Origin of the sequence: Enterococcus sp. AZ009, from assembly GCF_050548785.1 — a bacterium.
GTDB lineage: Bacteria > Bacillota > Bacilli > Lactobacillales > Enterococcaceae > Enterococcus_D > Enterococcus_D entomosocium.
This window is the reverse complement of record NZ_CP172960.1, coordinates 663,473-688,637: the sequence shown is the minus strand read 5'-3', so window position 1 is coordinate 688,637 and position 25,165 is coordinate 663,473. Positions and strand designations below refer to the sequence as shown.

Annotated in this window: 18 protein-coding genes and 1 other RNA gene; 3 read left to right on the top strand and 16 right to left on the bottom strand. The window is 44.7% G+C overall.

Features of this window, described 5'->3' with window-relative positions; all coding sequences use genetic code 11:
- Positions 1 to 41 precede the first annotated feature (41 nt).
- The 10 genes from IGJ74_RS03205 to IGJ74_RS03160 form a co-directional block, all read right to left on the bottom strand.
- A complete protein-coding gene (locus IGJ74_RS03205) occupies positions 42 to 680 on the bottom strand; it encodes a TIGR01906 family membrane protein (protein ID WP_008378077.1) in 639 nt (212 codons plus the stop codon).
- The gene (locus IGJ74_RS03200) at positions 677 to 1,447 is read right to left on the bottom strand and encodes a TIGR01457 family HAD-type hydrolase (RefSeq protein ID WP_061053784.1); all 771 of its coding nucleotides are present in this window, start codon (positions 1,445 to 1,447) and stop codon (positions 677 to 679) included. Before IGJ74_RS03200 ends, IGJ74_RS03205 begins: the two co-directional genes overlap by 4 nt.
- A gap of 1 nt (position 1,448) precedes the next feature.
- The gene (locus tag IGJ74_RS03195) at positions 1,449 to 2,069 is read right to left on the bottom strand and encodes a YutD family protein (protein ID WP_005231988.1); all 621 of its coding nucleotides are present in this window, start codon (positions 2,067 to 2,069) and stop codon (positions 1,449 to 1,451) included.
- Between the two features lie 88 nt (positions 2,070 to 2,157).
- The gene (locus IGJ74_RS03190; protein WP_218193217.1) at positions 2,158 to 3,540 is read right to left on the bottom strand and encodes a bifunctional metallophosphatase/5'-nucleotidase; all 1,383 of its coding nucleotides are present in this window, start codon (positions 3,538 to 3,540) and stop codon (positions 2,158 to 2,160) included.
- 634 nt (positions 3,541 to 4,174) lie between these two features.
- Positions 4,175 to 4,261, bottom strand: an RNA gene (ffs, locus tag IGJ74_RS03185) — signal recognition particle sRNA small type.
- Between the two features lie 29 nt (positions 4,262 to 4,290).
- Complete coding sequence (tadA, locus tag IGJ74_RS03180; RefSeq protein WP_005231990.1) at positions 4,291 to 4,797, bottom strand: tRNA adenosine(34) deaminase TadA; 507 nt, start codon at positions 4,795 to 4,797, stop codon at positions 4,291 to 4,293.
- Between the two features lie 131 nt (positions 4,798 to 4,928).
- Positions 4,929 to 5,264 carry a hypothetical protein gene (locus IGJ74_RS03175; protein ID WP_005227636.1) on the bottom strand — a complete coding sequence of 112 codons (336 nt, stop codon included), beginning with the start codon at positions 5,262 to 5,264 and terminating at the stop codon, positions 4,929 to 4,931.
- 68 nt (positions 5,265 to 5,332) lie between these two features.
- Positions 5,333 to 6,700 (bottom strand): RsmB/NOP family class I SAM-dependent RNA methyltransferase, encoded by a 1,368-nt coding sequence (locus tag IGJ74_RS03170; protein ID WP_008378065.1) that lies wholly within the window; start codon positions 6,698 to 6,700, stop codon positions 5,333 to 5,335.
- A gap of 139 nt (positions 6,701 to 6,839) precedes the next feature.
- Positions 6,840 to 7,475, bottom strand: a complete 636-nt coding sequence (locus tag IGJ74_RS03165; RefSeq protein ID WP_255324136.1) for a hypothetical protein — start codon at positions 7,473 to 7,475, stop codon at positions 6,840 to 6,842.
- 205 nt (positions 7,476 to 7,680) lie between these two features.
- Positions 7,681 to 8,484 (bottom strand): MerR family transcriptional regulator, encoded by an 804-nt coding sequence (locus tag IGJ74_RS03160; RefSeq protein WP_016611256.1) that lies wholly within the window; start codon positions 8,482 to 8,484, stop codon positions 7,681 to 7,683.
- A gap of 106 nt (positions 8,485 to 8,590) precedes the next feature.
- Between IGJ74_RS03160 and IGJ74_RS03155 the strand changes: the two genes are divergently transcribed.
- The 3 genes from IGJ74_RS03155 (at position 8,591) to IGJ74_RS03145 (ending at position 13,807) form a co-directional block, all read left to right on the top strand.
- Positions 8,591 to 10,324, top strand: a complete 1,734-nt coding sequence (locus IGJ74_RS03155) for an ABC transporter ATP-binding protein (protein ID WP_218193219.1) — start codon at positions 8,591 to 8,593, stop codon at positions 10,322 to 10,324.
- Positions 10,317 to 12,101, top strand: coding sequence for an ABC transporter ATP-binding protein (locus IGJ74_RS03150; RefSeq protein ID WP_218193220.1), 1,785 nt, complete (start codon positions 10,317 to 10,319; stop codon positions 12,099 to 12,101). Before IGJ74_RS03155 ends, IGJ74_RS03150 begins: the two co-directional genes overlap by 8 nt.
- A 206-nt stretch (positions 12,102 to 12,307) precedes the next feature.
- On the top strand, positions 12,308 to 13,807 hold the full coding sequence (locus tag IGJ74_RS03145; protein ID WP_086316919.1) for a helix-turn-helix domain-containing protein: 1,500 nt from the start codon (positions 12,308 to 12,310) through the stop codon (positions 13,805 to 13,807).
- A 74-nt stretch (positions 13,808 to 13,881) separates the two neighbouring features.
- On the opposite strand, the gene IGJ74_RS03140 is transcribed toward IGJ74_RS03145, so the two are convergent.
- From IGJ74_RS03140 to IGJ74_RS03115, 6 genes are all read right to left on the bottom strand, one after another.
- Positions 13,882 to 18,105: a WxL domain-containing protein gene (locus IGJ74_RS03140; RefSeq protein ID WP_255324137.1), complete on the bottom strand. Its 4,224-nt coding sequence runs from the start codon at positions 18,103 to 18,105 to the stop codon at positions 13,882 to 13,884.
- Positions 18,106 to 18,125: 20 nt separating this feature from the next.
- Positions 18,126 to 19,175, bottom strand: coding sequence for a DUF916 and DUF3324 domain-containing protein (locus IGJ74_RS03135; RefSeq protein WP_061053781.1), 1,050 nt, complete (start codon positions 19,173 to 19,175; stop codon positions 18,126 to 18,128).
- A 225-nt stretch (positions 19,176 to 19,400) separates the two neighbouring features.
- Positions 19,401 to 20,180 (bottom strand): WxL domain-containing protein, encoded by a 780-nt coding sequence (locus IGJ74_RS03130; RefSeq protein ID WP_008378042.1) that lies wholly within the window; start codon positions 20,178 to 20,180, stop codon positions 19,401 to 19,403.
- A gap of 170 nt (positions 20,181 to 20,350) precedes the next feature.
- Positions 20,351 to 20,701 carry an LPXTG cell wall anchor domain-containing protein gene (locus IGJ74_RS03125; protein WP_242691927.1) on the bottom strand — a complete coding sequence of 117 codons (351 nt, stop codon included), beginning with the start codon at positions 20,699 to 20,701 and terminating at the stop codon, positions 20,351 to 20,353.
- Between the two features lie 52 nt (positions 20,702 to 20,753).
- Positions 20,754 to 22,208 carry a helix-turn-helix domain containing protein gene (locus IGJ74_RS03120; RefSeq protein WP_008378039.1) on the bottom strand — a complete coding sequence of 485 codons (1,455 nt, stop codon included), beginning with the start codon at positions 22,206 to 22,208 and terminating at the stop codon, positions 20,754 to 20,756.
- Between the two features lie 397 nt (positions 22,209 to 22,605).
- Complete coding sequence (locus IGJ74_RS03115; protein ID WP_207491136.1) at positions 22,606 to 24,975, bottom strand: VWA domain-containing protein; 2,370 nt, start codon at positions 24,973 to 24,975, stop codon at positions 22,606 to 22,608.
- Between the last annotated feature and the right edge of the window lie 190 nt (positions 24,976 to 25,165).

Here is a 25,165-nt window from a genome sequence, read left to right as displayed (position 1 = left end):
CCGCCTTCTTCAAAGGAAGTGGATCGTTGGTCTTTTTTTCATTACGCTGTTTTTTTCAAGCCTCGTTTGCCCCACCAATAGAAAGCAAAAAAGAAGACTTCAATCAAGACAAAAAAGAGAATAAAGCAATGCATGAAAAACGTTTCTGGCAATACGTTGATGATCGGATCGGTGGCTGGATTAAATAGCCAATCATCGTTACTGAAGAAAATCTCATGGAACGTAACGAAAAAGCGATCAAAGCCGACTGCCATCAAAAACCCGAAAATCAGCGGCAATATCATCCCCCATTGAAAAGGACGAATCAAGCGCCATTGCTGTTGGTTTTGTCGTAGCCGATTGACGAACCAGATACTCGGCAGCAACGTGACGATCATCACAGCATAATTTAATAGAAACAACTGTTTTACATCGTAGAAATGACCAGCCCCCGCTTCAGACATTGGAAAATCTGGCAAGGCGAGCGTACTTGCAAAGGGATTGTTTAGAAAATCTAACAATAAGCCATAGTTCTTCAACAACTCTTCTCTTGTTAGCGAGGTATAATCCAGCAGATTTAAGTGATCGACATCAAACCAATATAACGGTCGAAAATTGATCGTTAGGGTGATCGCTAGACTGACCAAAAACAAAAACAAGCAGACAAATCCTAAGCGTTCAAGCCACACTTGTTTTTTCATTGTTCAAAATCCCACTCATCTAAAGAATCAACCACATAGGTTGGTGCTACCGGTAATGTCGGAACCGCCGCTTTCGGGGTAAAGCCAGATAATACGAGCAAAGAATCGATCCCGTTTTGGATCCCCGAGCGAATATCGGTTTCGTAATTGTCCCCCACCATCAAGACCTCTTCTTTTGATAAGCCGATGTGTGCCACCGCTTTTTCCATAATGATGGCTTCTGGCTTGCCAATAAAAATTGGTTGCGTTTGGGTGGCAGTCTCCACCATTGCAATCAGTGAACCCGCACCTGGCAACAAGCCTCTTTCCGTCGGGATATTTTTGTCTGGATTGGTCCCGATAAAGGTAGCTCCTTTTTGGATCGCTAACGTTGCTAAAACAAATTTTTCATACGTCACGTGGTTGTCTAAACCAACCACGACATAATCCGGATTGGTTTCTTCCCACTCAAATCCAGCAGCTAAGATCAAATCGATCAACCCCGCTTCGCCGATCACAAACACTTTGCGGCCTTTGCCATGGTCTTTCATAAAATCGATCGTTGCCAAGCTTGCGGTATAGATCGTTTCTGGTGCCACGTGAATCGAAAATTCATCCGCCAATCGCTGTGCCACGACTTCGGGACTGCGGGTCGTATTGTTGGTCACAAATAAATAGGGCAGTCCTTTTTCTTGTAAGGATTCTACGAAGCGTTTCCCAGCAGGGATCGGCTCTTTTCCTAAATAAATCGTGCCGTCTAGATCAATCAAATAGCCTTTATATTTCATCTTATTCTTCCCTTTGTCGAATCGTAAACTCTTTTTTGCCTTTTTTCACCGTAGTTGTTTCGGTTTTTTTGACGTTTTTTTCTTTTGGTTTACGATTTTTGATCGTTGGTTTGCTTTTCTTCTGCGGAATTGCTTCACGCTTTTCTTCTATATGTGCGTTTTGTTGTGTAGTTTGATTTTGATTCGTTTGAGCTGGCTTTTTCTTACGTCTTCGGGAGGTACTTTTTTCTTTCTTGCCGCCAACTCGTTGGATCACGAAATAGGCACAACCGAAGTTGCAATACTCATACAAATAGTCTTCCAGCATGTCAATGCGCTGATCGGGTAATGCTTTGCGGTTATCCTTTTCAAAGAAGCCTTTCAAGCGTAGCTGTTCATAACCCCAATCACCTACGATATAATCATAGCGTGCCAAAACTTCACTGTAACGCTCACCAAGTTTTTCAGGATCGAAGCCTTCACGATAATCCATGACCAATTTGTATTGTCGATTGCCAATCATTAATTCTTCATCATTCAACAAAGTCACCAACTCGCCTTTTTGCGGTTGTTTCGCTGGTTCTTCAATAATTTCTTCTAGTACAGATGTCATTTCATCTGTGATCGTTTGTTTTTCGGTCATTTTTTCACCACCTGCTGTTTATTATACCTTGTTTTATTCCTCAATGATAGTCGCGGTTTTCCTCAAAAAACCACTGGAGGGGTACCAACTACTGAATAGGGTATTTCTGACTCAAGTAATCACCGACCACCGTCCGAATAAAGTCTGGAAAAAGAAACTCAACAGTTCCAGCAATCTCGATCGTCGGGAAAAACGGAATAAACAAGTAGTGATCCACAAGAGTCAACGTGTAGCTTTGAGAGACATCAACTGGTTCTTGCTTCCACAAAACTTGGTGGTTTTTTTCATCAAAGCGAATGCCTTCATAAACCAGTTCGCCAAAAATCTTCCCTCGAAAGCCCATCCCCATAATTGGGAAATTGCGCAAAAAGTTGCGATTTTTTTCCATCTCTAAGACCAATCGAATGACATCCGCGCCTTGCAGCGTCACTCGAATCAAATGCATCGGATGGGGCAAAATCGTGTGCAGCTGATCTTGATCGACCCGTCCTTGTGGTAAATCATCTAAAAATAGCCCCGTATTTAAGATGGCGGCATCCGTCTGTCCTTTGGCACATAATGCCAAAAGAGCCTCCCGAACCAAGGAATGTTCACTTTGCCAATCCCTCGTAAACGCTGCTGGAATTTCTGCCACCTGATTTGCCCGCAGCAAGCGATGGCCGATCGATAGATATTCGGCGATCTCGTCCTCATCTTGCGGAAAAGCCACCAACGAATCCGTCGGAATCACACGTGCGCGATGCTTGATCGGGCGGTGGTGATCATCTAAGACCACTTCGACTTCGCCAATGTTAAAACCAAACTTGCCAGCTGCGCCAATTTGAACCCCATTGATGACTTCGCCCTTTTCAAACAAATGGTGCGTGTGGGAACCTAATATAACATCTAACTCTGGAAAGTCCCTCGCAATCTGGCGGTCAGCATTGATGCCTAGATGGCTCATCAAGACCAGCAGATCGACCTCGGGGCGCAAATGCTGCACCAATGAAGGCAAAATCTCCAAGGGTTCGCGAATGTCCCAACCGTTGGGGGCATATGTTAGCAGAAACGGTGCCGTAAAAGCGATCAAGCCGATTTTGGCTCCTTGATTGCTTTCCATGATTTTGTATTCTTGTGCCCACTTTGGCGGACGCAAATCCTTTTTATCAAATAAGTTGCCTAAAATGACCGGAAATGCTGCTTGGTCATACAGATGCTGCAAGACCTCTTTGGGATTGCCGACTCCCTCATTGTTCCCAATCGTCACCGCATCATAATGCCCTTGATTCATCAAGTCGACATTCGCCTTGCCGTCAGTTGCTTCTGTCAAAGGATGCCAGCGATCGACAAAGTCGCCTAAGTCGACCGCGATCACTGTCTCTTCGGTCGTATCCGCTTCTCGTTTTCTTTGATCCAAATAACGCCGCATCTTCGGCCAATGTTCTAGGTGGGAATGCAGATCGTTGGTATGGATAATCGTAATTTTTTCCATTGTGCGCCTCTTTTCAAATACGTCGCCTGAAATCACTATCCGTTTCTCTTGGCATCAAGGGTTGCCAGTAGAAAGACGACGGAATTCTCTACAAAATAAGCATAGCATAAAATCTCTGGGAAACCATTGGAATGCTTGGAAAAGAATGGTGACTTTTTGTAAAAAAGAAACAGTTACAGTGACAGTTGTTCAAAAGAAAAAATCACTTTTCTGACTGTAAAAAGGAAAGTGATTTTTTCTGGTTATTTGGGGGAATTGCAACCGATAACACGGCGGAGGCAATTCGTTGAAGCGAAAATAAAGAGTTCTTGAAACGAAGATTCTATCGAATATCGAGAGCAGGTAATCCATGTTTCAGTTCGTCAGAACTACTGATTCTTTGAGAGTATAAAAATCGCCAACGGAAAAGTTATCAGAGTAAGGTTCTAAACAGGAATAAAGCCTTTGTATCAAAAATACAACTTAACCCTCTGAGAGCTGCTATCGATTGCCTAGATTTAAAGCAGAATACAATTAGAACAGCCCTTGGTATCACAAAGACTTTCAGACAATAAAAAAACCTAAGACAGTCTGTCTCAGGTTTGAATGATCATCGATTCAATTAGTACTACTGCTTTCTTCAAAAGCAGGCAGTTTTTCAATCAGACACATGGAGAATCCTGCTTAGTGCTGCTTCCTTCCGGATCTGACACGCTTCACAAGACCTCCATTGTCCTAGCCTTTCGGCAAAACTTAGTATAACGTATTTCGTTAGAGATTGCCAGCCTTTTTTTGTTTTTTCTTTTCTCGTAATGCTCGGAAAAAATCTGTTAGCAGCTGGCCGCATGCTTCTTCTAAAATGCCGCCTTCCACATAGGACCAATGGTTGAAGCGCTCATCTTCCAATAAATTCATCAATGTACCAGCAGTGCCGCCTTTGGGATCGTAGGCACCAAAATACACTTCTTCCACCCGTGCCAATAACATCGCCCCACTGCACATCGGGCATGGTTCCAAGGTCACAAACAGCTGCGCTTGTTCTAAGCGCCAACTTCCGACAGTGCGACAGGCTTCCTCGATCGCAAACATCTCCGCATGCGCTGCGGCTTGTTGCTGCGTTTCTCGTAGATTGTGCCCACGACCAATGATTTTGCCATCCAAGACGACGACAGCACCGATCGGTACTTCTGCCACACCTTCTGCTTTTCGGGCTTCTTTGATTGCTTCTTCCATAAAGAACGCTTTTTCCTCGGCAGTCAAGGTACTTGTTTTTTCCACGACTTCACTTTCACTCCTCTACCTCGCACCATTTCGTGCATTTCCTTGTTAGTATAACGAAAAACGCTTAGAAAGACGAGAAAAACTCGCAAAGACCGATGTCCCTGCGAGTTTCAAATGGAATGATTGGCTTAAAAGACGGAATCAACAAAGCTCGTCAACTTGTCTTTGACATGTTCTGTCGAATCTTTGATGTTGTCTCCGTAAACAGAGATTTTGTTGCGGCCCTCATTGACTTTTTTCATCACACCTAACAACGAATCCAATTCATTGTCAGACAAGCCGTCTACGACATCCAACAATTTTTCATTGCCGTTGAATTTGTCATCGACAAATTTCTTTACTTTGTGTCGGTTGCAAGCGAAGCGTACTTTATTGAATACTTTGTCTGATACAACGACGGCAGTAGTGATCCCAGCGATCGCTGCAATGCTTAATCCAATCGTTACTTTTGATGATGTTTTCATATCGATCAGCTCCCTTATTTTGCTACTTCCATCATAGCACGAGGACTGAAATAAAAACACTATTTCGTTTAAATCGCTTTGAATCTTAATCCTTTTGGAAAGAAGTTTTTCACAGTTCCTTGGACTTGTTTTCCAAAACCGACGGGGATCTCATCGACTGTCAAAATCACCCATCCAGCATTTCCTGGCACGCTCATGGTTTCACCTGCCACATACTGCTGCCATTGCGGCAAAGTGATCGGCACTGTCGGTGCCCCTTCTTCTGCATGGATCGCCAATGCCAACGCATAACTAGGTTCGATCCGATTCTTTTTAACGACGCCGACATGCAAACCTGGGCGCATAAACTTGATCCCTTTTAAAGAAGGCATTTCTTCAGGAACGAGCCAGAGGTTTTCTCCTAGCAGCTGAGGTGTCGCATTCAGTGCCTGTAAAAAAGGAAACTCCTTGCGAAAGGCTTGCCACAACTTTTGAGTCGTTGCATCCAATGGGCTCTTGGCTGTCGCTCCTTTGCCTTTTTTCTTCTTTTTCACTGGCGCTGCTTCTGCTTGGGAGGTCAATTTCGCAGCGAAATGACCTTCTCCTTGGTTTAAATGCGGCCATAAGCGGATGGTTTTCTCGATCCCAGATGCAGCTCCCCACTCGCTGCGCCCATGAGATACATTGGCCAAGTCGATCGCTTCGATTGTGAAGGGATACTCCTCCATTAACCAAGCCATCATCGCTTCGTTTTCTTCAGGGGCAAAGGTACAGGTGGAATAGATCAGCTGGCCCCCCGGTTTTAGCATCGCAACGGCTTGTGCCAAAATGTCTTTTTGCCTGATCGCACACTGATCAGGTGTTTCTGCCTGCCATTCTTCTAAGGCGACGGGATCTTTACGAAACATCCCTTCACCAGAACATGGGGCGTCCACCACGATCTTGTCAAAAAACTGAGGAAAATGGCGGCTCAATTCTTGTGGAGCCTGATTGGTGACGACTACATTCGGAAAGCCCCAACGCTCCACATTTTCTGATAGGATTTTGGCACGCTTCGGGAAAATCTCATTTGCTACAAGCAGCCCTTTTCCTTGTAATTGGCTTGCCAGCTGCGTTGTTTTGCCTCCCGGTGCCGCACATAAATCTAAGACCCGCTCCCCTGGTTGAGCGGCTGCGATCGTTGCCACGATCATCGCACTAGGTTCTTGGCTGTAGACATAGCCAGCTTGATGGAGCAACGAACGGCCTTTGACTTCGCCAATATAAGCCGCTTCTGCATAGGGGGCGGGTACAGCAGCTGGTCCATATTTTGCCAGCATCGCTTGTGCGTGCGGCTTAGCAACATTCAAGCGAAAGCCTTTGACTGGCTGATTATCGGTTAAAGCGGTAAAAAAAGCTGGTGCTTCTTCTCCTAGCAACCGTTGGTATTTTTCAATAAATGGTGTTGGTAATTGCATACTACCCCTCCTCGGCTTTTTTATTCTAGCGACTGAGAAGCAATTATGCAAGAATTCCTTGAGCAAATGGCAAAAAAACTGCAGCTGAGTGAAGTGGGCGATTAAATCGCTTCGACTTCTCTTTGCTGCAGACCTTTTTTTATTTAAAAATCGCTTTTTTGACACTGCTTTCGATGAATGGCTCAGAGACACGGTTGTCCCAGAATTTGATCAGTGGGCCCACTAAAAAGGCACTGATGAAGGTTCCGATCCCGATTGGCCCGCCTGTGAAGAGCCCAATCAAGGCAAAGGCAACGTCTTGAATCACCCGCACCACTCGATAGTTGGCTTTCGTCTGATCGACGATGGTTGGGGCGATCGCGTCGTAGGGGGCGCTACCCAAATTCGCTGACATATAAAACGAAGCACCGAAGGTAAAGAAGATGATCCCGATCAACAAGAACAAGCCTTGCTGCCACCAGTTATTTGGACCGACGGATAACCAATCAAAAACATTGGTATAAAAGTCGATGAAGAATCCTGTCAGCACCATATTGATGACCGTCCCGATGCCGATATGGCGACGGCCAAAGATAAAAATCAATACTAGGACAGCGATATTGATCATCAATTGATAGACCCCAAGGGATAACCCTAGCAGCTCGCCGACACCGATATTGGCTGCTGTGTATGGGTCTAGCCCCACTCCGCCAACCCGCAGCAATGCCGCCCCGAATCCTAAAATGGCGACACCAATCAACGCATAAAGCGAGCGTAATCCTGTTTCTTTTTTCATTAAAATTTCCCCTTTTTTCTCATCTGTTCTCTCAAGTATAACGAGAAAAAAGGAAAATGGGAATTTCAACGCTTCACAGGGCTCTTTGTAGGGAAGGGATCTGACTTAGTCATCTCCTTTGCTTCTATATGAAAAGCCAGCGGCAACCATCATTGCTATTACGTGTCTTGATTTCCAGTTCTTACAGATACGCGTGCCTCGTCCATTACTCGGGCTTCACTGGAACCATCACTTCAAATATCTGCAATTCTTTTTGTGTGGTAAAGACTTCATCTTGCCATAACAATTCCCAAACATCGCCATCGATTTTCAACTGCTTCTCTTTTAGAAAGGCTTGGATGCGGTGGGTAAAAGCGGCAATTTGTTCTTCTCCCTCACTGACAAATCCAGAAACATACGTACCAGCGGGACGTGTGATGATCAGCTTTTCCGGATAGAGATGTAGCCGATCTTGGGGAATCAAGATCAATGCCCGATAAGGCGATGCGTGAAAAGTCTGATCCTCCAACGTCGTTCCTGCACTTAAAAAGCCGATGGGATAGCCACTGAAGGCATCTTTATAATCCACTAGCGGATAAAAACGGGCGTACACTTGATAAGCAGATTCTGGATCATCGCCAGCGATCTCTTCGGAAACGATAAACGCCTCTGCTTCGTGCTGCGCTATCGTAAAGGTCTCAAAATCGGCTTTCTGTACTTTTTCATAGCGCTGGATGTAGCGATCGAAGGTTCGTTCCAATTCTTGTAGCGCAGCGATTTTGTCACGGACTTGTCCTCGCCGTTCCACAAGTTCCTTTTGCGTATATTCCGGGTTGCGGTTTTTCAAAAATTGGCGAATGTCTTGCAAGGGCATGTCTAAAGAACGCAACATCAAAATCACGTCTAACTCAAGGCATTGTTCAAAGCCGTAATAGCGATAGCTGTTTTCACCAATCGATTGCGGTTTGAACAAATCGATTTGATCATAATAAATCAATGTGCGCCGACTCACGCCAGCATAAGCGGACATCTCACTGATGGTCAATTGTTTTTTCAAAAAAATTTCACTCCTTACTTGACTGTAACGTAACGTTACAGTTTATTCTACCATAGAACGACATTTTTGGAGGGAAATCATGAAACAATTACAGTTATTTTATAAAGAAGAACGACGCTTCTTTTTCAGTTTATTTCTTTTGATGCTAGTCCAATCCTTCGGCACACTCTTGTTGCCGTATTTTTTGGCAAAAATCATTGATGAAGGGATCTTAAAAGTCGACACGACGGCCATTTGGCACAATGGCTGGTGGATGTTTGCCATTGCCATCGGCACCGTGATCGTCTCGGTAGGCGGTAGTTATTTATCTGCCCACCTTTCAGGAAAATTCGGGCATTTTTTGCGGATGCGCTTTTTCAAAAAAACACAAGAACTCTCTGTATCCGCTGTTGATGGCTATGGTACACCCACTTTGCTGGCACGTACCACCAGCGACATCAACAACATCCAACAAATTTTGATGATGGCGCTGCAAATGATTTTGCCAGCCCCAATGATCGTCGCAGCTTCGATTTTTCTAACCGGCACCGTCTCTTTACGGATGATTTGGGTCCCAATCGTAGCGATCCTATGTTTTTCAATGATCGCTTATGGGGTGATTCGCAAAGCGATCCCATTATCACAAATCACGCAAAAACTAGTCGATAACATGATGCGGATCTTACGAGAAACCTTTACCGGCGCTCGGGTGATTCGGGCATTTGACAAAGCGGCTTACGAAAAAGAACGGACAGATCAAACCTTGACGGAATATGCGAAAACCATGATTAAAGTCAATCGCCTCTTTGCTGTCTTGAATCCGACCGTCAATTTAGTAATGGGGCTTTCAATTTCGACCATCCTTGTCTACGGCGGCTATCAAAGTCTTCAGGGTCACCTTGCTATTGGTAGTATTACTGCCATCATCGAATACACGATCCTGAGTCTTTGGTTTTTGACCATGGCAGCGATGGTGATCGTGATGGTGCCTAAAGGCTTGACTTCCTTACAACGAATCGAAGAAGTCTTAGAAGAACCAATTGATTTGATTGACGGTGACCAAACCTTAAACAAATCCGCCTTGTCAGAAACGATCGCCGCTTTCAATCACGTGCAATTTACGTATGAAGGCGCCGAAGAACCTGTCTTAGAAGATATCAGCTTCGAGATCCACCGAGGCAAAACGACAGCGATCGTTGGCGGAACCGGCTCTGGAAAAAGCACCATTGCCAAAGCCTTGCTGCGTTTCAAAGATGTGACTGCTGGTTCGATTACGCTTTTTGGCCGCAACATCAAAGAGATCTCTCAAGCCGAATTACGGGACCAAATTAGTTATGTCCCGCAAAAAGCGCTCTTGCTTAGCGGCACGATTCAAGAAACCCTGCGTTTCGGCAATCGTCCGGCAACCCATGAGGCGATGGCAAAAGCCGCTGAAGTTGCCCAAGCCAAGTCATTTATCGAAGGCTTGCCTGAAGGTTATGGAAGTCTAGTTGCTCAAAAAGGCAGCAATTTCTCCGGCGGTCAAAAGCAACGGCTGAGTATTGCCCGAGCGCTAACAAAGCCCGCAGAAATCTACTTCTTTGATGACAGCTTTTCTGCTTTGGATTATCAAACAGACGCCAACTTGCGGCGTGCATTGAAAGAATACACGAAAGATGCAGCCGTCATTATCGTTGCTCAACGGGTATCGACCGTTAAAAATGCCGATCAAATCATTGTCTTGGATAACGGCAAGATGGTCGGTAAAGGAACCCACGAAGAATTATTACGCACTTGCCAAACTTATCAAGAGTTTGCCTCATCTCAAGGAATGGGAGGAATGAAGGATGAGTAAACAAACAATGGATACACCAAAAAACATGAAACATACAAGCCGGCGCCTACTTCGATTACTAATGGAACAAAAAGCCCGCTTTTTACTGATCATCGTCTCTGCCTTGTTCTTTTCCTTACTAATGTCCATCGCCCCTTTGATCTTGGGACGTGGACTGGATAATCTGATCGCCTTGTTTCAACAAGAAGGCTGGCAAATCAATGATTTTTGGCAAAGTATTTTAGGTCCAGTCGTCCTTTTAGCGGGAACATGGCTTTTGATCAGTCTCTTTTCCTTGCTGCAAGAGTATACGATGGCCAGTGTCAGTGAAACCCTGACCTTGACTTTACGCAAACAAATCAGTGACAAATTCAATCGCCTGCCTATCAGTTTTTACGACAAACATCATACTGGCGATATTTTAAGCCGAGTGATTCTCGATTTAGATAAAGTATCTGAAGTCTTGCAAGTCGGTTTGATGCAGTTGATCACCGCAACCATCAGCATTACCTTCGGCTTGATCGCCATGCTTTATCTCAGCCCATTACTGACGATCGGCGTGGTTCTGATTTTGCTTTTGAGTGCTTTTGTGACCACCGTTCTCGCACGAAAAAACTTGAGCTACTTTACCAAAAACCAAGAAACATTAGGTGCAGTCAGCAGTCGTGCGGAAGAGTTTTATACCGCAAATCCGCTGATCAAATCCTACAACCAGCAAATTGCCGTTGAAGCGGAAATGGCGGAATTGAGCGAAGCCCAATTTAAAGCTTTTCGGAAAGCACAGTTCGTCAGTGCAGCGATCAATCCTTTCGTGCGCTTTATCAATCAAATCGGCTTTATCTTAAGCGCCGTCGTTGGTGGTCTGATGGTGTTGCAAGGGCAATTATCCATTGGTCTCGTACAAGCCTATCTGCAATACATCAACCAAGTGTCTGAACCGATCACGCAAGCTTCTTATATTATGAATACCTTGCAAAGTGCCTTAGCATCTCTCGAACGAATTTTTGAGATCCTTGATTATCCTGAAGAAGAATCAGCGACCCAGCAACTGCCGGTACCGCAAACCATCAAAGGAAAAATCGATTTCCAACACGTCTCCTTTGGCTACAACAAGGAAAAACTCTTGATGGAAAACGTCGAATTTTCCGTCAAACCAAAACAAACGGTGGCGATCGTCGGACCAACAGGCGCTGGAAAAACCACCATGATCAATCTTTTGATGCGCTTTTATCCTTTGAACGGTGGAAAGATTTTGCTGGACGATCAAGACATGATGTCCTTTTCGGCACCGGCAGTCCGGAAAAAATTCGGTATGGTGCTGCAGGATACATGGCTGTTCCAAGGAACCATTGCTGAAAATATCGCATATGGCAATCCCGACGCCACTCGGGAAGACATCTTGGCTGCAGCCAAAGCCGCCCAATGCGACCACTTCGTGCGGACCCTGCCCAACGGTTACGATACCGTCATTGGCTCCGAAAGCGAACTGTCTCAAGGACAACAACAATTATTGACGATCGCCCGGGCGATTTTAGCGGACCCAACGATCCTGATCCTTGATGAAGCCACCTCCAGTGTCGACACTCGGACGGAACAAATGATCCAAACGGCAATGGATCGTTTGACCCAAGGAAGGACCAGTTTTATCATCGCCCATCGTCTTTCTACCATCAAAAATGCCGACTTGATTCTAGTGATGAAAGACGGCTCCGTCGTCGAAAAAGGCTCCCATACTCAATTGCTGGCACAAGATTCCCTTTACGCCCAACTATATAACAGCCAGTTTGCAACAGCTTGATAAAAAAGCCGAAAGGTCCAACGATGTCTATGACGAATCGTTGGACTTTTCGGTTATTTGCTTTTCATCCCTGAGTAGCACAAGTGTTCCTGTACAAGAAACACTTGTTACCTACTAAAAACCTTTCCCTTGCCTTGCCAGTATCCATATTCCATAATCAGACGTGAGAGACGATCCACCAAACAGACCATATGGGAGTGTTACGAATGAAAAATTTTCAGATGACGTTTATTACTTCTACTACCACCATTCGTTGGTTGAAACTATTGAATCTTTTGGAACGGCATAAGACCCTTTCGAATCGTGAATTATCAAAAGCTGTCCAGAGTTCGCGGCGCACGATCATTTATGATATGGAGGGGCTACGGAGCTACTTTGGAAGTACTTTAATGATCGAATCCACGTCGAATGGCTATTCTCTTCACGAATTACTACCGAAGGAATATCTTGAACGAAAACGAGCGCTCCTTCAGAATGAACCATTATTCGTTATTCTTGAGCATCTGTTTAAGGGAGAATATCGGACAGTTTCTGAATGGGCAGACTATTTTTATCTTTCTGAAAGTTCCCTTTTACGCTATTTAACGCTTTTTGAAAAAGCCCTGAGGCCCTTTCAGTTATCTGTTGATCACAAGAATTTCCGTCTGATCGGATCAGAAGCGGATATTCGCAAATTTTTTCATACCTTTTATTATGAGTCAGACGCTACGCCTCATACGGTACGTCCAACGATCGCTGTGCAAAACATCGTCTTAGATTTTTTTCGAAATATACGCGGCAAAACCAATAATACGGCTTCATTTTGGTATATCAGTTATTGGTTGTATATTGTCCTTGAGCGTACTCAAGCAGGAGAAACTGTCATTGTCTCCGATCAATTAAAAAAGATCGTCTTGGCAGATGAGCTCTTCCAAGAAATCCAGCCCCTCAATCAACGACTCCAAACGGCTTTTTCCTTGTCTTTACCGTCAGAGGAGCTGGTCTACCTTTTCGCTCTACTAGCAAGTAACCGTGGGATAAACAACTATCTCAGGGAAATATCATTTGTTAACCGCTTTGACCATTGGCCTGAGCTAAAAGAACTGACTGCCAATTTTTGCCAGTTTCAGCAAATATCCGATCATGATCAGTCCCGAGAGTTTATTTTTCTCCATTCTTTCTTTATAACAGAAAAAATAAAACAGCTGATTTCCCCTACCTATAATCTAAGTATGGAAGAAATTTCCAGTTACGCACAAACGCAATACCCTAAAGAGTATGAGGAAAATACAGAGTTTCTTTTTAGGCAGCCCCTCTTTGAAGCAACCGCTCTGTCAGCAATCAGTGCCCGCTTCACTTTATACTTTGAAGGATTAAAAGAAAAATACTGGGGCAATCCACGCCGAATCGCTTTTCTTTTAGAGGGGGATGCGCATATTTGTCTTCATATCAATGCTTTTGCCGTAAAATATTTTGGTCGATATCATATTTTGCAATTTCCTGATTCCAGTGAGTTTTCTTTAGATTATGTTGAACGAAACAAGATTGATCTAGTCGTGACGAATTACGCAGAGTATTTGGAAGAGTATATTTTAGATGTTGAATGCCTCCTGATAAAATCGATCCCAGATGCAGATGATTGGAACAATTTCTTGAAAATCATCAACCCAAAAATCATCCATAATTTTGCGTTGCGAAACATCGAAAAAAGCACCTTTTATAAGTGAAAAGACGTGTGCGGCACTTGAACGCCGCACACGTCTTTTCCATTCGTTTCTTATTGCCGACTAGTATTCTTTCTTCACTCTGGCACACTACTTAACGACCATTCAATCGTTGCACGGTACCATCCCAACTTGGGATTTGCACCAGCAGGCACTTCCAAGGCGACACTGGTGGCTGCCGTCTCTTGATCACCAAAACGATAGACCCATGTTCCCGTACTCTGACTGTCGCCAGTTAGTAGAGGCTGCGCTTCACCTGGCGTCAAAGTTACACTATCATTCACCGTGGAAAGCTCTGGCATACTGGCATTGGAATTTGCTGAGGTCGTCATAATCCGTTGATTGGCTAAGCTGATTTGAGCACCGATCAAGGGCTCATTGTCTTCATTTTGGAAGCCCTGCGAATCAAGAGTCGCCGATAAACGCCAACTCGTCTCTTCTGCATCGTTACGCTGATCCGTGATTTGCACATAATTCGGACGTTCCTTAGTTTCGGTTGCCCCTTCGGCAAGATTCATATGCTGAGGCAGTGCGTGATACGTTCCTTTGGCACTGCGGATCGGCACCTGACCAAATCGGAACTGGGAAACAAAATCAAGACTGAGCAACCCTTGGTTCTCAGGAATGACCGACGGATTTTCTGGATTCACTTCTACATCCGGTTCTAATGGATCAACCGGTGGCAGTGGTCCAGTCTGGGCGATTCGCAGGGTAGTTGCAGCGGGAAACACAGCGTCCCGAAAAACAACTTCTGAGGCTGGATTCTGATTGCCGTGTTCGTCATTCGTTGTCGGCGGATTGATCACTCCAGCTTCTTTTGCCGAACCAGCAGAATCTTTCAGAAAGACTTGGATCTCATCCCCCGCTTTTAACTGCCGATCACTTACATCAATCGTAAATGTTCCATCTTCATCGATAACCACCGCCTCTGTATCAAACCAGGCACCATTATGTGCAGCACTTAGCTCAACCTCTTTGTCTTCCGTGTGGCCATGGATCTCAGTTGTTTCTTCAAGAAGTACGTAGGAAGCAAAAGCTGCGGGCGTTGGCGGCAAAATAGGGAAAACCTGCACAGACTCGGTCCGTATTTGATGTTGGGCACCTTCTGTCAGTTCGCCGCTGGTTAATTCGACAGCGACGACTCGGACGATGGTTCCTGCTTCCAAAGGAGCCTCAAGAGGAATCTCAAAAATCCCTCCTTGCGGCTCTTCTCCATAGATACTGATCCCCGGTGTTTCTTCTGTATGTCCGACGGTTTTCGCAGTGACTTCTTCCTTCTCACCATCTGCTGTTTCAATTTCAACGGTCACTTTCGCTTCATCATCCCAAGCAGGGCGAGTGCCATCAAAACCAACAGGCAAGCTGACTCGCCCATGAATTTTTTTGTCCGCATTCGTCGGCACCCGTAACTCATCGACGATCGCCCAACGCGCATTGTTTGAACTTACGCGAGAATACGCTGTCAGTCCCTGATTGCCAAATGTCTCCGTATTCAATATCTCTGGCTTATTCGTCAAACCTAACGTGCCAAAATCAGCTCCTGAAAAAGCAAAATCGAGGGTTGGGAAATTTAGATCGGGATCTCCTAAGAGATTTGACCCGTTTTTCCAAACAGCTAAGTCACTATTCGTCGCTGTTAAAGTTGAAAGATTAGAAACACTAAAGATGTTTCCTCCATCAAGCCGCTCATTACGAAAATCAAAAAAGACTGGATCGTTCAAGAAGACAGATAGTTTACCTGAACGAAACACGCCACCATTCGGGGTACTTGTCCGCCCTTCCACTTGGAAATATCCTTGTTCAACGTAGATCGTTGAATTGAAGTAGGTATGCATGTCAATCCCCGGACCACTATCTGCTACACACATAAATTTACTATCGACACCTACGATTGAAAAATTATTCTCTGTCCCGTTATCATGGATGCCTCTCGCATAAAAAATTCCTTGATTTCCTCCAGCGACATTCCCATCATGCGCGCTGCCGTTTCCCGGATTATAAAGGTCAACGATGCCGCCTTCTGTGATCTCAAAAGAATTTCCTCCACTAGGAATTCGGATCAAGGGTGCGCTCCCCCCTATTTTACGAACTTTTACTATTCCACCATCCGTTACATGAAAGGTCACCAAACCAAAGTATAAAAATCGAATCACTGCATGGTCCCCGTCAGCCTCATGGCTGCTAGCTATTAATTGTCCATTGCTTTTAACTTTAAAAGTAAAGTTCAGACTAGTGATATTGATCGCACTAGCAGTGATGCTTTCGACCTCTAAGACTGCTGATTCACTTAAAGTAAGAGCCCCAGCTTCTGCCGCATTCGACGGTGTCGATAAAACAAAGGATGCTGCTCCTTCTGCCGCTGCAATCTCACTGAAAATCCGTACATGTGTCTCTTCGCCACTAATGGTGACGTCGGCATTTTTTCCGTTGACCCGTAAAGCATTCGCATTTTCGGCGGTCAAGCGTACTTTTGAGCCGTTCTGGATCGTCAACTTAGGATTCTCACCAGTCAGAAATACGCCGCGCCTTCTTTGTGTCGTTTCAATCTGCAATAAGGCAGCATCCCCCACAACCATTGTTGGATCCGCCCCCTTCATAAATAGTGCAATATTTTGTTCCTCCGACATTGCTGTGGCTGCTCCCTGACTTTCTACAATGAGCGTACCACCATCAAAAAGATAAAAATTGCTGTTGTCTCCTACTAGTTCGATCGCATTGGCATCTGCCGCCGTCTCATTGTTCACCCGTACTTGTGTTTCATCTCCTGCGATCGTAGCAGAAGGAAAGAAACCATTTAAGAGGATGGCGCTCGCATTCATTGTGTTTATCGTTACGTTTGCACCAGATTGGATCGTCAATTCTGGCTGCTCTCCAGTCAGAACAAGCCCGCGTTTTCTTTCTGTAACCTCGATTGAAAAAACTGAATTCTCTGCTGCGATAAAGCGAGGATTTCTCCCAGACAGAATAACGGCATTATTATTACCATTGGTCGGAGCAGCAGTCGTTCCTGGACTGCGAATAGTTAAACGAGCACCATGATTGAGTTCCATTTGACCATTATCGCCACGTAAATCGATTGTATTCGCATCCCCTAGTCGCGTAGTAATGCTCACTTGCGCACCCTCATCGATCAACAACCTAGGATCTTGAATATCTGGTGCTGTATAAAAAATCCACATATTCGGCTTATTAATAATCACTTGCGCTTGATTTCCGACCTCCACTTCTTTCAGATTGAACAAGGTATCGGAAGCCATCGTCATTGCCTCGAAGCGATTGATCCCACCAGTAAAGTGAACCTTCGCTTCTCGTGCTAAAATAAAAGGTGACCGATTCTCCGAGGCTTCTTCTACTTCCTCTAGTTCAACGACCCAGTTTTTACTCAACGCATTGGTGGTCTGGATCAAAGCGGTAGTGCCTGTTTTTTGGTAAGTGAGATTTTCGATACGAAAAATCGTTTCTTCGTTAACGGTTAATAATTGAAAATAAGCACTATTGTTATTGAGGGTCAATGCATGACCATTTCCTTGAATCATTATCGGACGATCGATGGTCATTATGCTGGAAGTAGATTGGACAAGGTCCGCTTGTAAGGAAAGAATGGATACGGCTGGATCTTGTACAGCACTAATAAACTCCGCCATGGTCGTTACGTAAGCTGTGCCACCATCAAAGGCGCTTGGTACGATCTCACTAGCCGCCTGTACCGCTGACTCCTCCTGCGGACGCTCAATGTCTGCTACTTTTTCAGCAGGATCACTATCCGTTTCTTGCGATTCTAAGGACTCATTTTCCAAGTCTTTCGGTGTTTCCTCAGTGTCTGTCTCTGCAGCAGCTATTTCAACGATCGCTTCGCTCCCTGCACTGGCTATAACAAAACTTCCAGGAAGTTCGGCAACGATCAAAACAGAAAATGTCTGCCGTGCTTGACTTGCTTTGATCTGCCAGCATTGATCGCTTTGTTTTGCTGCTGTTTGTCCGGGTGCCAATACATCAGTCATCAGCTTGACTTCTGCTGGTAATTCTAGGAAGATTTCTGCCACCGCTTGGTCGCTGACCAAATCGATCGTAAGTGGTTGACCTACCGTACCAGCAAATTTAGGCTCTTTGAACTGCACCGTCCCTTCAGGCTCAGATGTTCCTGTGGCAAACTCCTCCATACCTCCCTCATCCGCTAGCGGTTGTGCGAGGTATGGCGGCTCGGTTTCAGCAAAAACAACGATGAGCGGGACACTCATCAAGCGTAATCCCATAAAAACAAGCAGCAAGCGAATCCAATATTTCAAGTTTTGCTTTTTCATTCCATGCTCTCCTTTACTTCTTACGTATCCATGGTCGGCTTTTTGTTCTTCCATAACAGCCAAATGATTATTCCAATAAGGAAGATCACTAGTCCTAATGCGCTGATCAACCTCCAGTTTTGCCCCTCTTCAATGGTGACATCCTCACGATTCAACTGTCGTGCTGTGTCTGCTTCCACAGTAAACGGATATTCCCATGTCCACTCCTCACCTTCAGCTCGAGCTGTTAAGCTCATTACATATTCTCCGCTGTAAAAACGATCCCCCTGTAATGAAACGGGAAAATGAAAATGTGAATTTGGCGCCATTTGCATCCCTTCACGCTGCGCCTCATATAAGACTTCTTCCTGATCCGCTCGTCGAACAGTTGCCTCTACCTCTAGTCGATTGACAAAACGCGGCAACGGATTTTGTAGCGTTGCCCGAAACGCATTGCGATAATTGACTTGACCGGCAAACACATCCAATAACGCAAGCTCTGGTTCAATAATAGACGCTTCATTGCGGACAACAACGCCTAGGATATAAGCAAACCGATTTTGGATCGCAACACCTTCTTCCTCTGATCCAGTCGCTTCTGCGATGACCTCTCGAATACGTAAACCGCCGACTAGACTACCAGTAAAGGCTTCTTCAGGCATATGTATGGGTAACTCGATCGTCTTTTTTTCCTTAGCTGACAAAATAATCTCTCCAGGTGATTCGATTAGATCAGCTATCGAATAAGGCAAAGTCGGATCAGGTTCTGCGGCATCTTTGCCATATTCCACGACGCCATTTCCGTTAGTGAACGCCGTATGTGCGGAAACTTCGATCGTGATTTCCTTTTCCGCGCGATTTTGAATCGTCACCCCCAGAACATCATCGGTCCCTGGTGCTAGTTCTAGATCAAAATAGCCACTATTCCCATCTGGCAATTGGCTTTTCGGCAAATTGGGGACCACATGAAATGGCAATTCTGATTGTGTTTCTGCCCAACCTGTCATCGGCAATCCAACGAGTACCATCACCAGTAAAACAAACCCAGCTACTAGCCTATTCTTGATTGATCTCTTGCTTTGTGTCTTCATAATGAATCATTCCTTTCAAAATAGGCAGGAACAACTCGTCTCCTGCCTATTCCCTATATCCCTTACTCACTTCCTGATTCGTTTTTCCCTAATCGCAACACGCGTATCATTCGCTATCGCGCTTACTGGTAAAATGATTCGTTAAAATCATGTGCCTTTATTCATGCTTCTGAGCCAAGCTAAAAGACTGGCTTCTTTGCTGTGTTCTTCCAAAAAACTTATCCCTTAATTCCCAGGAGTGGCACTTAAATGCCAAGTCAGAGTAGCCGTATAAGCGGTTGCTTGCGGATTCGCTCCTGTCGGTATATGGAGCCAAATCGCTTCATTGAGAATATCCTCTTCCCCAGCTGCATGCTGTTGATTTAGCAGGGTTTGATTGCCCCATTGAACCGTTGAAAGTCCCGCCCCTTGGCCAGGGGCCGCAGACATCAAGGTGTTGCCTTCCGTTCCAACATCGATGGTTTGATGGTTAAATTGATCGCTAGGTGCTGTTGGGAAAGTAGCCGAATCTAATGCATTCGAACGAATCTGTGGATTTTGAAATTCGATATAAGCCCCACGTAATACATGATTCGAAGTGGCATCTGTACTTGTAAATTGATCCAAATCGACATTTAACGTCCAGCCGTTGTGTCCACCACGGGTATCCAATACTTGAGCAAAAGAGACATATGGTGCGGTTCCTGACCCATCAGACAGTCGTTCCAGCTCTGCAAGCATTGCGGATTTTCCAGGGCCTGTGCTGATCACTTGGGTTCCAAAATCGAAGCGCTTTGGCACATGCACCAAAGTGAACGGACCGGTTACCTCTGGATCGATCGGATCAATTTCTACCTCTGGCTCTTTTTCAGGTAACTCAACATCGATCTCTTCCTCCTCCCCAGGGATGAAATCTACTTCATTTTCGGTATTTCCTTCCAGGATGGGGGTTGCTGCTGCGGTCACTCCCCCAGATAACACAGCGATACTCATGACACCGATTGTTGCTAAATAAATACGTTTCATAAAAAATTACTCCTTTTACTATTATTCGCAGAAAGAATCTACGATGATTACTATTGATTGATGCATAAACCTTTTTTCGCTAGAACTGGTTGCCAGTTGGCTTACTAATCCTCTCACTTCTTCAAAAACCACAACTGTCTTTTCCTAAAACAAGCGTGCGACCGTATTGCCTAAAGGTCATTTTTCTCGTTAGCTGATCTTCGTGCGCATCGTTTCAAGTAAGCGACCACACTCAAGAGGACGAGCAGCAGACCTATCCAGCGAATAAGCAGTTGTTGGTGACTGTTCGTTTGCGGAAAACGATCATTTTTTGCGCTATCAGACGAATCTTCTTCAGGTGCTCGCCATTCCCCTGTCGGCGGTTTTGGCTCTGGCTTTTCAGGTTCCTGGCCACCAACAAAACGGATGACCCCTTCTGTTCTAGCGGTGGACACTTCTTTGGCTTCTACGAAATCAGCGACTAGCAGACAACTTAAAACCAACATCGCTACAATGAAATACCTCAATTTATGAAGCGGCATGTATTCCCCCTCATTTTCCTTTCGCCCCTTTTTCTCTTTCAAAAAACATACTTCAGACACAGACGAAGTCCTCCAATCCTTCATTTAAGATGGAGACAACCATTTTAATCGCTTCTTTATACCCAATGTATTTAGGCAAAAAAAATACCTGCGGTTGCTTTTCTATGGAGTAATCAAATGGAATGATATTGGTGATCAAAATATCACAGTCAAGCTGGTTGATCTGTTCCGATGTTAATTGTTCTTCATAGAGCACAGCCATTCGACCACTAAAATGATGTTCAAAAATACTGTAGACCCATTCATCGATCACATAATTATTGGCAAGCAACACCACGATTTTTTGTGAAACCCGGATCAATTGATTGCCAAAAAGATAGAGAACGAAGGAACAACAAAAGTCCCTCAAAAATTGATTTTTGAAACATTGCGGAATCTCATTCACTTCCATAAACCTAATCAAAGGCTCATATAGATCAAAAGGCAAAGAAAACACAAATTGATTCGTACTATCCGGATTTTTTAAGTAGATAGGTGCTAAGCCAACTTTTGCATATTGCCGGACTAAAAAATCTTCCACGACCTGTTGAATTCCACAAGGCTCGTCAAGGTAAGTATTGTGCTGTTCAAAAAAAGCAACAAAGAGTTCAACGAATCGCTTACTCGTTTTTGAAAAGGTATTGAGAGGAATCCTCGTTTTCCCTCGAAGCGCCCACTGCGCATAAAGCATTAAGTAAATAAAGCACGCTTCCTGAACGAGCCGTTTTTTCGCAATGGGTTGGAGACTGCTGCTTTCTTGAAGTGTTTCACTGATCGTCAAAAAAAGCGGATCTTGCTGGATCAATGCTAGGATCTCAGGATCAAATATCAAGGTTCCAAAAGTGGCACGCTGAACAGACAAACGAATAATATTGATGACCTTTTTTCTTGAAACGATCCCCACGTTTTGCTCAATTCTTCTTAAAAGCGTTTCTTGAAGCTGATGTTCAATGACCGGCAACTCAAAATAGTGCGTTTCGCAATAAAAATCCCAGAAGAACTTTCGCTGATTGATCTCTTCTCCCATCAGCCCAATCGGTGCTTTGGTTACCACCAAACCGTATTCATCAAGAATCAGCTGTAATTTTTTTATGAGTCGATTTGCCGTTGATTCTGAAATATGCATGGCTCGAATCCAAGCTAAAAAAGGAAACGTTTGTCCCGCATAAAAAGCTTGTACTAATAAAATAAGTGGTTCTCGCTCATAGAAGGAGCGTCGTTTTTTATAGTATTCACCATGATCATTGATTACCAACTTCATCCCGTGATGGGTCCCTTCAAGAGAGATCGCATCACCAAAAAATGTGCGTAGTGCTTTTAAGTCCGTTAAGATCGTCCGCCGAGAAATACTCGCTTTTTCTGAGAGCTGTTTGACACTCAAAATCTGTTCGTTTTCCATGTACGCCAATAGTATAAGGCTTCTTCGATTCACTGAGTTCGTTACCAATTGGAATGTAAGACTGTTCACGGGCGTAATCTCCTTTAGCAAATTTCCTATAAATTTTTCATCAAATCGTAGGTCCCTCCTTTAGTGCTGCCTTCGAGTCATTGCAATGTTTCTTGTTTGATTCTAACAAAATTACCACCTATTTTTTATCCAGCATTTGCACACGAGGGTGCAAAAATATTGACTTTCCGCAAAGAATCATTTGTTCTGCGGGCTCTCAACGGTAAATATTAGGTGTTATTTTAAATAGTTCAGATACGTTTTTGTTTATTGTTTCTCTTTTATAAATTGCTAGCTGTACTCACCAATAAGCCGCAGCTTTTTTAGTAACAGCGCCGATTTCAACTGCCTAAAGCACAAAAAAACAGCTAGACACTTGTCTAGCTGACTTTATAGAATTATAAGTTAGAGCTAACTCCTATTTCTTTTTCAGTACGCTTGTAAACACACCGCCTACCATGATTGCGCCTAGAATCACCAGCCATGCAGCTCGTTGCTCATTCGTTTGAGGAAGAGCCTTTGCTTTTTCTTGACTGGAAGATTTCGTGGTTTCGCTACTAGCACTTGTTTCAGTAGACTGGCTCTCATGGGGATTTACTAGCGTGGCACCGTCATGGTTTGTGGTCGTTGTACTTGGTTCTGCTATACTTGGCTCGGTCGTACTTGGTTCTGGGGTACTTGGCTCCGTTGTACTTGGTTCCGTTGTACTTGGTTCCGTTGTGCTTGGTTCGGTAATGCTTGGTTCTGGGGTACTTGGTTCCGTTGTGCTTGGTTCTGTTGTGCTCGGTTCTGTTGTGCTTGGTTCCGTGGTACTCGGCTCCGTTGTACTTGGTTCGGTAATGCTTGGTTCTGTGGTACTTGGCTCCGTTGTACTTGGTTCGGTTGTGCTTGGTTCCGTGGTACTTGGCTCCGTCGTACTCGGTTCTGTGGTACTTGGTTCCGTGGTACTCGGCTCCGTTGTACTTGGTTCGGTAATGCTTGGTTCGGTTGTGCTTGGTTCTGTGGTACTTGGCTCGGTTGTGCTTGGTTCCGTGGTACTTGGTTCGGTTTCTTTTTTTGTATTGGTGATTACAAGGGTATCTCCCTCAGTCGTCACACTGCTTTCGAAGCCGTCGGGGATATTGACTTCTTCAACCTGATACACGAAGTCTTCCCCTTGATTGTTGTATTTTGGTAAGTCTGCCATTTGACCAGCAACGGGTATCTTTGTTAATGATGCTTGAAAATCATTGGCTTTTTCAAGGGTCAAACGGTCTGACTGCTGCCAACTGTCTGCTGCCGTAGTGGTGGTTCTTTTGACTTGATAATCGATTTGGTCTGGAATCTCAGCTGCTGAGACATTGACCCACTTTTTGAGAACAGCAAGGGAAACATTGGGTGCCTTGATGGAAGGTATCGGAAAATCCAACGCTTCATCATCGCTTGCTGGTGTTAAGGTCGTACGGCCATTGCACAACACCCACGCCTCTCCTTTAAAATCTGGGGCTTCCGTATTCAAGCGAACTTGGTAGGTCAAGGTCAATTTTTCATTTTCACCTAAGGCTATCCCACTGACGGTAATAGTCTGATCCTTTTCAGAAACGGTTACTCCAGTTGCAACTTCCGGCGCCTCGACCCACTCTCCTTGCGCATTTTTGCGCCATCCGACTAACTGATACTGATCAGCATCAAAATTACCTGCCCCTTGCAAAAGAATGCCCTCTCCCATCGGATCTGTAATCGTCCCATCAGGGATGGTTTTATCGATATGATTGGCGATTTCTGTCAATGCTGAACCCAACCCGCTCAGGTTTTCATCCGTCGTTAAGTAATTGCTCGGTGCAGACGCCAGATTGCGCCCAATGTATTCCCCTCGTGCGGAAGGCGCCGTTGCTACCGAATAATAGGTGAAACCAGATTTTTTAAGCGCGACGATCGTGCCAAGGGTCTCGTCTGTCACCACAGTGTTGCTAACAGGAATGGCTTGCGAATCTGATGGATTTTTACTTGTCGTATGGTAAGCATTGGCTGACGTTTGAAATTCTTCAACATAGCTTTCCGTGTGATAACCGTTATAGTCACTGATTGCGCCGGTATTTTGATAAACCGCTGCATCATCTACTGGCAAATAACTACGATTGGCACTGTCGTCACCGATATGAATAAACAGCTTTTCCGCTTCTGGACGACTTTCTTCCAGTAACAGTTGTTGTCCAGCCAATAAGCCTTTTTGCATAAAAGTTCCAGAATGGGACTCGGCCGTCTCACGCAGAAATTGTTCCAAGTAGGCGATATCGGTAGAAAAACCGTTGGTAGTGTAAACTTCTCGATTGTAGGCAACGATCCCGATCCGAATGGAGCCATTCGCTAGCGAATCAGCTAATTCATTTCCAAACTGTTGCAGCCCCAACAAGGCGTTGGTCAATTTTTCTCCAGTCATGGAGGATGAGTAATCAATCACCATGACCAGATCAACAGGGGTACTGGTCTGGTTGCCTTTGATAGCTAACGTTACATCAAATAGTCCTTGACCCGCAGCTTCTTTGACACTCTTTTTCAGATAAGCTTCATCAGCATAATTGACATAGTTCTCTTCATCAAAAGCAACCCCCGGCGCCTGTCCATACTTGTAGTTGTACGTATCTCCTTGCGCCGTTCCATTTGTCAAATACTGTCCGGTCGCATCAGTTTGATAGTCAAAATCATACGTGGTGGTTTCACTGTTTACAGTCAGACTGCCCATGAGAACCCCCATCAACAACAGGAAAAAAATCCCTGCATGCTTTTGCCAACCTCTTTTGTGTTTCATCACTTTCGCTCCTTTATTTCCGCACTGCTTTCCTCAGCAGATCCATGAATGCTGAGGAAAGCGAGTCTTTGTCAGAAAACAGTATAGAAGGTTTTGCTGCGAAAAGGAGACAAAAAATTGCTGATTTCATTTACAAAAAAATCACGTTTTTTGTGCTATCATAAGAGAATCGAGTACATAGAGAAACCTT

Bases quoted from the DNA above. Each gene is read 5' to 3' on its own strand.
- IGJ74_RS03155 (WP_218193219.1), top strand. From the start codon at position 8,591: ATGAAACAATTACAGTTATTTTATAAAGAAGAACGACGCTTCTTTTTC.
- IGJ74_RS03150 (WP_218193220.1), top strand. From the start codon at position 10,317: ATGAGTAAACAAACAATGGATACACCAAAAAACATGAAACATACAAGC.
- IGJ74_RS03200 (WP_061053784.1), bottom strand. From the start codon at position 1,447: ATGAAATATAAAGGCTATTTGATTGATCTAGACGGCACGATTTATTTA.
- IGJ74_RS03160 (WP_016611256.1), bottom strand. From the start codon at position 8,484: ATGTCCGCTTATGCTGGCGTGAGTCGGCGCACATTGATTTATTATGAT.
- IGJ74_RS03140 (WP_255324137.1), bottom strand. From the start codon at position 18,105: ATGAAAAAGCAAAACTTGAAATATTGGATTCGCTTGCTGCTTGTTTTT.
- IGJ74_RS03165 (WP_255324136.1), bottom strand. From the start codon at position 7,475: ATGAAAAAAGAAACAGGATTACGCTCGCTTTATGCGTTGATTGGTGTC.
- IGJ74_RS03170 (WP_008378065.1), bottom strand. From the start codon at position 6,700: ATGCAATTACCAACACCATTTATTGAAAAATACCAACGGTTGCTAGGA.
- IGJ74_RS03125 (WP_242691927.1), bottom strand. From the start codon at position 20,701: ATGCCGCTTCATAAATTGAGGTATTTCATTGTAGCGATGTTGGTTTTA.
- IGJ74_RS03175 (WP_005227636.1), bottom strand. From the start codon at position 5,264: ATGAAAACATCATCAAAAGTAACGATTGGATTAAGCATTGCAGCGATC.
- IGJ74_RS03190 (WP_218193217.1), bottom strand. From the start codon at position 3,540: ATGGAAAAAATTACGATTATCCATACCAACGATCTGCATTCCCACCTA.
- IGJ74_RS03130 (WP_008378042.1), bottom strand. From the start codon at position 20,180: ATGAAACGTATTTATTTAGCAACAATCGGTGTCATGAGTATCGCTGTG.
- IGJ74_RS03195 (WP_005231988.1), bottom strand. From the start codon at position 2,069: ATGACCGAAAAACAAACGATCACAGATGAAATGACATCTGTACTAGAA.
- IGJ74_RS03145 (WP_086316919.1), top strand. From the start codon at position 12,308: ATGAAAAATTTTCAGATGACGTTTATTACTTCTACTACCACCATTCGT.
- IGJ74_RS03135 (WP_061053781.1), bottom strand. From the start codon at position 19,175: ATGAAGACACAAAGCAAGAGATCAATCAAGAATAGGCTAGTAGCTGGG.
- IGJ74_RS03205 (WP_008378077.1), bottom strand. From the start codon at position 680: ATGAAAAAACAAGTGTGGCTTGAACGCTTAGGATTTGTCTGCTTGTTT.
- IGJ74_RS03115 (WP_207491136.1), bottom strand. From the start codon at position 24,975: ATGAAACACAAAAGAGGTTGGCAAAAGCATGCAGGGATTTTTTTCCTG.